This window comes from Hufsiella ginkgonis (assembly GCF_009834915.1).
In the GTDB taxonomy this organism is placed as follows: domain Bacteria; phylum Bacteroidota; class Bacteroidia; order Sphingobacteriales; family Sphingobacteriaceae; genus Hufsiella; species Hufsiella ginkgonis.
In genome coordinates this window covers 1,241,989-1,253,614 of record NZ_WVHS01000001.1, presented here as the reverse complement: position 1 = coordinate 1,253,614, position 11,626 = coordinate 1,241,989, and the positions used below count along the sequence as shown (strand labels likewise).

Below are 11,626 nucleotides of genomic sequence, written 5' to 3'. Positions count from 1 at the left end.
CAGTACCTTTATGGCGCCGTAAAAAGACCGATCACCGAATACTGACCTCCTAACCAAAAAATTATGCCCCGACTCATGGCCTTCGATTACGGCACCAAACGCATCGGCATCGCCGTAACCGATCCCCTGCAGATCATCGCTACCGGGCTGGAAACGGTGCATCCCAAAGATGTGATCGACTACGTGAAAAAGTACCTGCTTGCCGAGCCGGTAGAACGGTTTGTAGTGGGCGAACCAAAGCAGATGGACGGTACGGAATCGCAATCGGCACAGCATGTACGCGGATTTGTGACGTTACTTAAAAAGAACTTCCCGGCCATCCCGGTCGATATGGCCGACGAGCGGTTTACCTCGAAAATGGCTTCCGCAGCCATGCTGGCAGGCGGCCTTAAAAAATCCGACCGGAAGAATAAGGCGCTGGTTGACACCGTTTCGGCTGTAATTATCCTGCAAACCTATATGGAAACAAGAAAATTTTAAATTTTTGCTGGATAAAAAAGGCGTTTTTGCAATATTTTGCTGACTGAATGGAGGACATGTATTACCCCATTATTACACCTTGATAAATAGATTTTACCTAGTTTAGCCGCCTAACCGATCTTGCAATGAAACTGAAGCACCTTGCCTGGGCGCTCTTCGCGCTGGCCGCCTGCAAACAAAAACCTGCCATGCCTGATAAACAACTAAATGACTTGTTCGACAAGTATTGGGAAACCCGTTCGCGCCTGTACCCGCTTGACGCCACCGCACAGGGCGATAACCGGTACAACAACCTTTTGCCCAACGACCAGACCGCGGTTTTCCGCGATTCGCTGAAAAGCTTTTACCAGGAATCCCTCGACAAGGTAAATGAATATAACCGCGAAGAGCTTAATGAAAACGACCGGATCAGCTTCGACATTTTTAAATACACGATGGAAATGAAGCTGAAAGGACTATCGCTAGGCCTTACAGACCAGGGCGACGGGCCGCAAACTTCGTACATGATCCCGTTCCAGCAATTCTGGGGACTGCCCCTCACCATGGGGCAACTGGGCTCGGGCGAGGGCTCGCAGCCCTTTAAAACAGTAAAGGATTACGAAAACTGGTTGGAAAGAGTAAAAGCCTTTTCGTTGTGGACGGACTCGGCGATCGTTAATTTTCGCAAAGGGATGGCGGGGGGCGTGGTACTGCCAAGGGCGCTGGTGGAAAAAATGATCCCGCAAATGGAAGCGATGGTGGTTACCGATCCGGCGAAAAGCCTTTTTTACGGACCTATTAATAAGCTTCCGAAAGAAATCAGCGCCGCCGACAAAGCAAGGCTTACGGAAGCTTACAGGCAATCGATCCTCACCGAGTTAGTGCCTTCCTACAAGCAGCTTGCGGATTTCCTGAAAACTGAATACCTGGTAAAATCCCGTCCAACTACCGGTCAATCGGCCCAACCCAACGGCGCGGAGATCTATGCTTACCTGGTTAAATACTGGACCACTACCGATAAAACCCCGGAAACGATTTACCAGACCGGCCTGGCCGAGGTAAAGCGGATCCGCCGGGAAATGGAAAAGGTGAAAACGACCGTGGGCTACCAGGGCGACCTGCAGTCGTTTTTTGCGTCTATCAGGAACGACCGGAAACTGATGCCATACAAAACACCGGAAGAAGTGCTCGATGCTTTTCGTGCCATCCATAAAACCATGGAGCCAAGTTTGAAGAAAATGTATAGCCGCGTACCTAAATCACCCTTCGAGATCCGGCAAACCGAGGCGTTCCGCGCGGCATCCGCCAGCGCAGAGTACATGCCCGGCGCACCCGACGGTTCGAGACCGGGCATTTTTTACGTGCCGATCCTGGATGCTGCCAAATTTAACATCACCTCGGGCATGGAATCACTGTTCCTGCACGAGGCGATCCCGGGTCATCATTACCAGATTTCGCTTCAGCAGGAAAATACCGGGCTTCCCAGGTTTCGCCGGTTTAGCTGGTATGGCGCCTATGGCGAGGGTTATGCACTGTATTGCGAGTCACTAGGCAGGGAACTGGGCTTGTACACCAACCCGTACCAATACCTGGGTGCGTTGGGCGACGAGATGCACCGGGCCATCCGCCTGGTGGTCGACGTAGGTATGCATACAAAAAACATGACGCGCGAAGAAGCTATAAAATACATGACCGATAATGAAGCGATCGACGAAGCCGGCGCCACCGCCGAGATCGAGCGCTACATGGCCATCCCTGGACAGGCGCTTTCCTATAAGATCGGCGCATTAAAGATCCGCGAACTGCGCGCAAAATATGAAAAGGAGCTGGGGCCGAAATTTAAGATCGCCGCTTTCCACGACGAGCTGTTGAAAGACGGCTGCATGCCGCTCGCCATCGTTGAAAGGAAAATGGATGATTGGGCAAAGAAACAGTAGCCGAAACTATTGCTTCGCTTTATTCTGGTCGGCATACCCAAATACCCGCTGCAGCAGCGTGGTGCTCCTCGCCGAAATATTGGTCCGGATCTTTAATTCCTCCCCTGCTATTTCGTAAAACAACCCATCGATCGCTTTTTGGGTAACGTAATCGTCAAGGTCGGGGTTTATTTTGGTAACCAGCGGGATCTTGTTGTAACTCGTCATAGCGGTGCTCCAATACTTAGTGGCGCCCACTTTGCCGAGACTATTGGTAATTATCGGATTAAATTTAGCGGCTAGCTGCGCACTGGTTACGCGTTTAAAATATTGAGTGGCGGCATCGTTCTGGTTCCCCAGGAGGATATTTACCGCATCGTTTATGGTCATTTGCTTAATGGCCGAAACGAAGATCGGTTTGGCTTCGGTGGCCGCATCTTCGGCTGCGCGGTTAAGGCTGGTGATCACGTTATCGGCGAGGCTTCCAAGTCCTACGCTCCGTAAAGTTTTTTCTACTTTCTGTGCTTCCGGCGGGAAAAGAATCTTTACGGCCAGGTTACCAAGAAACCCGTCTTTGGCGGATAACCGGTCGGAGCCGTTGCCGGTACCTACTTCCAGGGCCTGTTTTAAACCCAGCGCGATCTCGGTGGCACTTGGATTGATGCCTGCCTGTGAAAGCACGCCGGCGGCCTGGTTAAGTGTTTCGCAACTGGCGAACAGTAGAATGCAAACCAGCGAGGTGGTACGGATGATGATTTTCATGAGACTCTTTTTTTGTTGAACACCAATGGATGATAAAGGTTTAAGAGCAAATTGCCGTCAATAAAAAAGGCTGCCTTTTTGGTGACAGCCTTTTTATTTTATCCACGAATCCGTACTAATTGATCGTTACGCCGTTACTGCTTTTATCGGCATAGCCGAACACCTTTTGCAGCAGTGGCGAAGTGCGGGCGCCGCTGCTGGTCCTGATCTTCAGCTCTTCTTCGGCTACTTCGTGGAACAATCCGTCTACCGATTTTTGAGTGGCGTAGTCGGTAAGATCGGTATTTATTTTTTTAACCAACGGCACTTTATTATAGGCCGCAGTTACATCAGCCCAATACCTGGTTGCGCCGGTTTTTTCGAGGTTGCTCTGTATCACGGGCGTAAATGCCGCCTTAAGCTGGCTGGTGGTTACGTTTTTGAAGTACTGGGTTGCGGCATCTTTTTGTCCCCCCAGCAGGATGTTCGATGCATCCTTAATGCTCATCTGTTTAATAGCGGAAATAAAGATCGGCTTTGCCTCCCTGGCCGCTTCTTCGGCGGCACGGTTCATGCTCGTTACAAAATCGTCGCAAAGCTTGTTCATTCCAAGTCCGCGCAAAGTCTTTTCGATCTTTTGTGCTTCGGGCGGAAAAAGAAGTTTTACCGCGGCGTTGCCAAGAAAGCCATCTTTTGCCGACAAACGGTCGGCGCCTGCCGAAACGCCCGCTTCCAGGGCTTCTTTTAACCCGGCGCCGATCTCCGTAGCCGATGGGCTGCTTACCGAGGATGCGGCCTTTTTTAAAGCATCACCGAGCTTAAACTGTGCACTCGACGTGAACGAAGATGATAAGGCGGCGGCTATTAATAGTAATTTGAAAAGTTTCATCGAATTAGATTTAGTACCAGATGAAGATAACATATCTTTCGGCAAATTATTGCCCGTACCCGTATATCTCCGGTTCAAATTTTTAATAAAAAGCCCACAATTAAAAAAGGAAAACGGGCCAAACGTCACTTTCATTGAAAGCAAACAAAGAAAGACCGCGAAACTTTGCGTCCTCCGCGTCACAAAAAACGGTGGCTGCCGCGCCTAGTCATACGATTATTCTTTCGACGCAGCGAGCTGGTCTTTAGCCATCAGCGACGACGATTTCACCATTTTAAGGAACTCGGCCCGGTAGCCTTCCGTATCGGCGCCTTTTGCGGCTTGTGCCCATTCGATCACTTTGTCGAACGTAGCCTCCTGTTTAAAGTCAGATTTCTTAAGCAACATGCCATAACCAGCAACTGCGGCCGAAAACCGGAAATCATCTGATGTTTTGTTCCACGAAATATTTTGATCGATCACCGCTTTTACTATCAGCCTGCTTCCGGCCTCATCAGGTTTCTTGTAGCGAAGCTTTACGGTAAAAAGCTCGTTACTGTTGGCGGCTGCTTTGTTGGTTAGCTTTACGGGTTGCTCCTCCTGGTATTTCAGGTCGTCTGCTTCCGTTGCGAACTCGCTTTTTACGCCCACAGGGATCACTTCGTATAAAGCAGTTACCGTATGGCCCGACCCCATATCGCCGGCATCCTTTTTATCGTTGTTAAAGTCCTCCTTGCGCAGGAGGCGGTTCTCATAGCCGATGAGCCGGTACGCTTTTACTTTGGCGGGGTTAAACTCGAGCTGCAGCTTTACATCTTTTGCAATGGTAAAAAGAGTGCCGCCAAACTCGTTCACCAGCACCTTGTTCGCTTCGCTGATATTATCGATGTATGCATAATTGCCGTTTCCTTTATCTGCCAGGATCTCCATCTTGCTGTCTTTGTAGTTGCCCATCCCGTAGCCAAGAACGGTAAGGAAAATGCCGCTTTCTTTCTTTTCCTCAATCAGCTTCTGCATGTCGTTATCACTGGAAGCGCCCACATTAAAATCGCCGTCGGTAGCCAGGATCACCCGGTTGTTGCCGCCCTTTATGAAGTTTTCCTGCGCGGTGCGGTAGGCCAGCGCAATACCCTGGCCGCCGGCTGTGGATCCGCCCGCGCTTAACCGGTTCAGTGCATCTTTAATTTTTTGTTTCTCATCACCTTTGGTAGAAGGGAGCACGATACCCGCTGCACCCGCATACACTACGATCGCCACTTTATCGTTGGGACGCAGTTTGTCCGTCAACATCCGCAGCGACGATTGCACCAGCGGCAGCTTGTTCGGCGCGCTCATCGAGCCCGAAACATCTACCAGGAACACCAGGTTCGATTCAGGAAGCTTGCTTTCATCTATTTTTTTGCCTTGCAGGCCGATCTTTACCAATTTGTGTTTGGTATTCCATGGTGCGGTGGAAATCTCGGTATTTACCGAAAACGGTTCGCTATTCTCCGGCTGCGGGTAATCGTAGTTAAAGTAATTGATCATTTCCTCTACACGCACGGCATCGGCCGGCGGAAGCTGCCCGCTATTTACAAAACGGCGGATATTGCTGTAGGAGGCTGCATCTACATCGATCCCGAAGGTAGAAAGCGGTTGTTTTTTCGCATCGCGGAAGCGATTCTCCCCGGTGCTTCCGTATGATTCGTTATTTTGTACGAGGTCGTAGGCCCTCACATCACCGGAAATGGGCATCACCGAAAATCCGCGGATCTGAATATTGCTTACAGCTCCAACCACGGCCTGCTTCTGCTGTGTGCAACATCCCACCACGATCACTTCGCTGAGGGAGACGTCACTTGCTTTCATCGAGACATGAATGCTGTCGCTTTTCGAAACGGCAACCTCCTGCGTAATGTAACCCACAAACGCGAACACCAGTTTAGCTCCTTTCTGCGGCACGGTAAGGGTATACTTTCCGTCGGCACCGCTGCTAACCCCGGTCCTGGTCCCTTTAATTAATATGGAAACGCCCGGCAGCGGCAATCCATCCTTAGCATCGGTAACGGTTCCGTAAACAGTACGGGTTTGCCCCTGTCCGAAACCCACGACGGTAAGAATCAGTAAAAGAGGCAGTAAGATAAGCTTTTTCATAGTTCTTCGTTTCTTATCGGATGTGGCTGTTCTGTGATTTCCATAAATCCGGATAAATTATTTATACTTGATTTGTGATTACTGGACAGCCGCCGCATTGAAATTTATTAAGAATACGCCCGATAAACAGCAAAGAGACGAGCCATGGATGCTGGCAGAGTACCGTCGTACCGGCGACCTGAAGTTACTGGGTGCGCTGTATGAGAAGTATATGCCGCTGGTATATGGCCTGTGCCTCAAATATTTTAAAGACGAAGAGGAAAGTAAGGATGCAGTGATGCAGATTTTCGAACAGTTGGTAAACAAACTGCGCGTACATGAAGTATCCAATTTTAAAAGCTGGCTGTATACACTGGCCCGTAATCATTGTTTGATGGCGCTCCGGCAGTCGGAAAAGCATCCAACTTCCTCATTAGACGAACATTCTATGGAAAATGATGCATTTTTGCATCATGATATAGATCCGGGGCGCGAGCAGCAGTTATCGCAGATGGAAAAGTGTATAGAAACGCTGCCCCAGGAACAGAAGCTCACCATCAGGTTGTTTTACCTGGAGCAGAAATGTTATAAAGAAGTGGCCGGAATAACCGGTTTTGATATGAACAAGGTGAAGAGCTATATTCAAAACGGTAAACGGAACCTTAAAATTTGTATGGAGAAGAACAGTGGAGAATAAAGGGATAAATACAATTTTAATTCAGCAGTATCTTGAGGGCAAACTCGATGCGAAGCAAATGCATGCGCTTGAGCGGGAGGCGCTGGACGATCCGTTCCTGGCCGATGCCATAGAGGGCTATAGCTTCGCGAACAAAAAGATAGACCACCAGCTAAGCATCCTTCAGCGACAGTTGGAAGAAAGGATCGCTGCGCAGCAGGAAGAGAAGAACGTATTTTTCTTTAGCTGGCAGCGCCTGAGCATCGCCGCCGCCGCGGGCCTGATGTTTATCACGGTAGGTATTCTTTTCTGGATGCGGTCTCAACCGCCGGCAAATAATATGGCGGCAACCCAAAAGACGGGCAGCGGGATGGCTAAAGCGCCGGCAGCGGTAATAACGCCACTTCCGGCAGCGCCCGACCATGTTTCGGTAACAGAGCCGGTTACTGCTGCCGGTACGGTTAACGGCAATGCGGCGCCTGGAAGAAAGGCGGCGTTTGCCAGGCTAAAAGCACGCGCGCCAAAGCCACAACCGGTAATTGCGGCAAGCACGGAGACCGAAAATGCGGTAGTGGCGTTCGGGACAAGCTCACCAGAAAGCGTCAATAAGCTCGCAGAAAAGAAAGCTGAAACGAAATCCCCGGAAGGTATGGCCGATTTTGCCATCACGCAATCGCCGGCGATGGCTCCTCCCTTAAAAAAAGATACCACAGAAGCCGATAGGCTGGCATTGGCCGAATCCCTGCTCGCCAAAAAACAGGAGCCGGTGCTAAACCAGGCGCTTAAGGGCAGGGTTGCAGGCGTGATGATAGACGGTGGCGGGATTTTTGGCCGGATAGTAGACGCCGGCGACGGCTTACCGCTTCCCGGTGTTTCTGTACGGGTGCAAGGGACCAACCGGGGAGTAACCACCAATTCTTCGGGCGAATTCTCCATCAATGGCGTCACTAAAGCGAAGCTCCGGATTTCGTATATAGGTTATGAAAGTGACGAGGTGAACGCCGAACCGGGCAAACCGGTGGATGTGAAATTAAAGGCGGATCCCAGATCGCTTTCGGAGGTAGCTGTGGGATTCGGAACACAGAAAAAGCAGGAAATGACAGGCAGCATATCCGGGATCTCCGGGCCTGCTGCACCGGCGCCTGGCGGGGCGTCCTACGAAAAATACCTCCGCGAGAACCTCCGTAAACCCGCCGGGCAGGATCGGGTTACCGGAAACGTACGTGTGGAATTCCTGGTAGGAAACAATGGCGACTTAAGCGGCTTCAAGATCATTCGCGGGTTAACGGACGCCTGCAATGCCGAAGCCATCCGGCTTATCAAAGAAGGTCCGCGCTGGAACCCCGCAGGGTCTGGCAAGCCCGAAACCGTAACGGTTACCGTTAAGTTTTAAACCTCACCGTTCCACTCTGCGTAAAACTGTTCCAGGTACGTTAACATAAATTGATGCCGGGACGCTGCAATTTTGCGGCCGGCCGGTGTATTCATTTTGTCTTTCAGCAACAGGAGCTTCTCATAAAAATGATTGATGGTAGGAGCGGCGTTGTGCTTGTATTGCTCCCTGGTCATATCCAGGTTGGGGGGCATCCCGGGATCGTAGAGCTCCCGGTTTTTATAGCCGCCATACGTAAAGGCACGGGCAATTCCGATGGCGCCGATGGCATCTAAACGGTCAGCGTCCTGTACTACCTCCATCTCTTTAGAACTAAAGAGGCGTTCGCCGAAACTTGCTTTGAACGACATGTGGCGGATGATCTGCTGCACATGCGTAATCGTTTCGGCTTCGACGCCGATAGAGCGGAGAAACTTCCCCGCGGTTTCCGGGCCGATCTCCTCGTCGCCGTCGTGGAATTTGCTGTCGGCGATATCATGCAGTAAAGCGGCAAGCTCAACAACTACCAGGTTTACATTTTCGCTTTGCGCGATGAGCCTGGCGTTTTTCCATACACGTTCTATGTGCCACCAGTCATGGCCGGATTCGGCGTTTTTAAGGCTGCTTTTTACGAAAGAAATAGTCTGTGAGATAAGGTCCATGCGTATTATCTCAATTGGTAACCGATGTTTTTGGTAATATAAGCAGTACATGGTTGGGAGCACTACGGCCTCCAGGGGTAGCGGTAAAGCCGGTCAGCACAAAACAGATGAGAGTAAGGAGGAGTTTCATTCTATAGGTCTTCTTGTTCCATCATACAATTCGTATTCCAGTAACCGGCAGTCGAGCTTACCATTATAAAATTCGATCTTTCTCGATGCCTTCAGCCCGATCTTTTTAGCCAGGTCGGGATTGCCCGTAAAAATGTACCCGTTATATCCTTTGCAGCTTTGCTTCATAAAATCGCCCATGCGTTTATAAGTGGCCTCCAGCTTGGTGTGTACGCCTAAGCGCTCGCCGTATTCGGGGTTAAAAAAGATCGTACCGCTTTCTTCGGGTACGATGGTATCTGCAAAGTCGCAGACCTGGAAGTCGATCAGCTGGTCTACGCCGGCGGTTTTGGCATTCCTGCGTGCCACCTCCACGGCGTCTTCAGAAAGGTCGCTGGCAACGATCTTTACCGCCGCGGTTTTAAGTACCTGGTCTTTCAGCTTGCGGCGTTCGGTAAAAAAGGCCTGTTCTTCATAACCGATGATGTGCATAAACGCATAGTTCATGCGGTAAAGCCCGGGCGCCCGGTTGGTGGCCAGCAGCGCGGCTTCGATGGCCAGCGTACCCGACCCGCACATCGGGTTTACGAATGGCGAGTTGCGGTCCCATCGGCTTGCCATAATAGTGGAAGCTGCCAGGGCTTCCAGCATGGGCGCCTTCCCGGGAATTTTCCGGTAGCCATGTTTGGCGAGCGTCTCACCGGAGGTATCGAGAAATATTTCGGCAAAGTCGTCTTTCCAGTACAGGTGGATCACGGTTTTATTCTGGTCGGGGCCGCTGTTCGGGCGGATCCCTTTCTTTTCCTTAAACCGGTCGGCAATGGCATCCTTCACTTTTACATTGGCAAACAACGGGGTGGTGATCGTCTCGTTATCCACATTGGAAGTGACCGAAAAATAGCCGTTCACATCGATCAGCTCTTCCCATGGGATCTCCATCAGCTCCTTGTATAAACGGGCCGGGTTTTCGGCCGTAAAACTCTTGATAGAGTACAGTATCTGGCTGGCACACCGTAAGTTAAGGTTTAGCGGAATGGTATCTGTTACGGTACCTTCCAGCTCCAGGCCGGTGCCGAAACTGCGTTTTATTTCAAACCCGAGCGCCGTCACTTCCTCCGCCAGGTAGGCGGATAAACGTTTGTTACAGGTCAGGATGATTTTGCTCTTGTTGTGGAAAACTTGCATAAGAATGTGCGAAGTTAATCAATAAAATTTGGGAGATTTGATTTTTAAACCGATACAGCCATGGAACTAAAAGGAAAAGTACACGAGATAGCGGCAGTTGCCAATGTAAGCGAGACATTTAAAAAAAGAGAACTGATCATAGAATATGCGGAGAACCCGCAATATCCTGAATTCATCAAATTTGAAGCACTCCAGGATAAAGTGAACCTGTTCGACCCGTTAAAAGTAGGCGACCAGGTTGAAGTGTTTTTTAACCTTCGCGGCCGCCCATGGACCGACCGGAACGGAAAAACCTCCTACTTTAACACCCTGGTGGTTTGGCGCATCAATGTGCTGAGCGGAGCCGCCCCGGCTTCACAACCAGAATATGCCGCCCCGGTAGACATTAGCGCCGCCCCGGGTGAAGACGACGATTTGCCGTTTTAACAGTTGTCAGTAGCCAGTGATCAGTTGTCAGTTCCTGCGAAACGTTTAAGCGCGGGGACAGGAACTGATCACTGGCTACTGACAACTGACTACTCCTTCACTACCCTTTTCACAAACCATTTTCCTCCCTGGTTTACCGCAAGATAATACAAGCCGTTTTTGGGCATGTTTACCTGTTTTGCGTAAGTTCCGGTAAACGAAGCCAGCTTATCCGTATAAACAGGCTGGAGGTCGGTATCGAGCAGTTTTACCTCGGTTGCGCCCTTCCCCGAAAGGGTAAAAGACAGGGTGATCTTCCCCGAAGAAAAGTTAGGGAACAGCGTAAGATCGGTTACATCGAGCGTGGTATTGGCCGTTGTACTGCCGGTGATCTTGTCTGCCAGTTCTTTCCGGGCTTCGCCGATACGGAAATTTACAGAAGTACTATACCCGTTTTTATCCGTATTGCGGTAAGTGAAAGATTGTGTATTACTGCCGCCCGGTGCGAACAGGGAACCGCCGGTTACTCGGTCATTGGCACGCGGCATGGGTGAGCGATAAGCGTAAACGCGCGGATCACCCGGCCTGATCATGTTCGGGATGCGGTCGCCGGTATCACCCGGGCGAATTACGCTGACATGCGCGCCGTTGCGCATCGTATCTATATAAGCGTAGATACGTTTGCGCAGGCTGTCGTCCTTAAAGCGCGAAAACAGGCTGTCGCGGTTTAACCGGCTAATGTATGGCCGGTTGCGGAGCCCGCGGAGCAGAAGGGTATCTCTGCCGTCGCGCTGCACGATGATCCCCGTTCCGCCGATCTCGATGTGGCCGTTGTCTGCATGGAAGAAATCCTTTAGCAGCGCCTTTTTTTCTTCGAGGCTTAGGTTATCCACATCTTTTCCATTGATGATGGTGTCGCCATTGGCGATGATGATATACTTATTCACCGGTTTTTTCTGCTGTGCGTGGGCGCCTGAATACAGGATCATAATGGCGGCCCCGACTAATAATGTGATCTTTTTCATATTCGTTCGTTATGTTAGCGATTTGACGTCCTCCAACATCAAACCTAAACCCAAAATTACAAGCCCCCGTTTTCCTCACATGTTAACGGATTGTTAA

Annotated in this window: 11 protein-coding genes; 5 read left to right on the top strand and 6 right to left on the bottom strand. The window is 50.5% G+C overall.

Annotated elements, in window-relative coordinates; translation table 11 throughout:
* Window positions 1–63 precede the first annotated feature (63 nt).
* Window positions 64–480: a Holliday junction resolvase RuvX gene (gene ruvX / locus GS398_RS05300; protein WP_160905660.1), complete on the top strand. Its 417-nt coding sequence runs from the start codon at window positions 64–66 to the stop codon at window positions 478–480.
* 125 nt (window positions 481–605) lie between these two features.
* A complete protein-coding gene (locus GS398_RS05295) occupies window positions 606–2,396 on the top strand; it encodes a DUF885 domain-containing protein (RefSeq protein ID WP_160905659.1) in 1,791 nt (596 codons plus the stop codon).
* 6 nt (window positions 2,397–2,402) lie between these two features.
* Here the strand turns inward: GS398_RS05295 and GS398_RS05290 are convergent, their stop codons facing one another.
* The 3 genes from GS398_RS05290 to GS398_RS05280 form a co-directional block, all read right to left on the bottom strand.
* A complete protein-coding gene (locus GS398_RS05290) occupies window positions 2,403–3,137 on the bottom strand; it encodes a DUF4197 domain-containing protein (protein ID WP_160905658.1) in 735 nt (244 codons plus the stop codon).
* Window positions 3,138–3,252: 115 nt separating this feature from the next.
* Window positions 3,253–4,005, bottom strand: a complete 753-nt coding sequence (locus tag GS398_RS05285; RefSeq protein ID WP_160905657.1) for a DUF4197 domain-containing protein — start codon at window positions 4,003–4,005, stop codon at window positions 3,253–3,255.
* Between the two features lie 216 nt (window positions 4,006–4,221).
* Entirely contained in the window at window positions 4,222–6,117 is a 1,896-nt protein-coding gene (locus GS398_RS05280; protein ID WP_160905656.1) for a vWA domain-containing protein, read from the bottom strand.
* Window positions 6,118–6,214: 97 nt separating this feature from the next.
* Between GS398_RS05280 and GS398_RS05275 the strand changes: the two genes are divergently transcribed.
* Window positions 6,215–6,793, top strand: a complete 579-nt coding sequence (locus tag GS398_RS05275; RefSeq protein ID WP_237488086.1) for an RNA polymerase sigma factor — start codon at window positions 6,215–6,217, stop codon at window positions 6,791–6,793.
* Window positions 6,794–6,851: 58 nt separating this feature from the next.
* Window positions 6,852–8,165: a carboxypeptidase-like regulatory domain-containing protein gene (locus GS398_RS05270; protein ID WP_160905655.1), complete on the top strand. Its 1,314-nt coding sequence runs from the start codon at window positions 6,852–6,854 to the stop codon at window positions 8,163–8,165.
* On the opposite strand, the gene GS398_RS05265 is transcribed toward GS398_RS05270, so the two are convergent.
* Together GS398_RS05265 and GS398_RS05260 are read right to left on the bottom strand one after the other, a co-directional pair.
* On the bottom strand, window positions 8,162–8,806 hold the full coding sequence (locus GS398_RS05265; protein WP_160905654.1) for an HD domain-containing protein: 645 nt from the start codon (window positions 8,804–8,806) through the stop codon (window positions 8,162–8,164). The genes GS398_RS05270 and GS398_RS05265 overlap by 4 nt on opposite strands.
* A gap of 126 nt (window positions 8,807–8,932) precedes the next feature.
* Window positions 8,933–10,099, bottom strand: a complete 1,167-nt coding sequence (locus GS398_RS05260) for a THUMP domain-containing class I SAM-dependent RNA methyltransferase (protein WP_160905653.1) — start codon at window positions 10,097–10,099, stop codon at window positions 8,933–8,935.
* Between the two features lie 60 nt (window positions 10,100–10,159).
* Between GS398_RS05260 and GS398_RS05255 the strand changes: the two genes are divergently transcribed.
* A complete protein-coding gene (locus GS398_RS05255; RefSeq protein WP_160905652.1) occupies window positions 10,160–10,525 on the top strand; it encodes a DUF3127 domain-containing protein in 366 nt (121 codons plus the stop codon).
* A gap of 89 nt (window positions 10,526–10,614) precedes the next feature.
* Here GS398_RS05255 and GS398_RS05250 read toward each other — a convergent pair whose 3' ends face one another.
* Window positions 10,615–11,529 carry a T9SS type A sorting domain-containing protein gene (locus GS398_RS05250; protein ID WP_160905651.1) on the bottom strand — a complete coding sequence of 305 codons (915 nt, stop codon included), beginning with the start codon at window positions 11,527–11,529 and terminating at the stop codon, window positions 10,615–10,617.
* Between the last annotated feature and the right edge of the window lie 97 nt (window positions 11,530–11,626).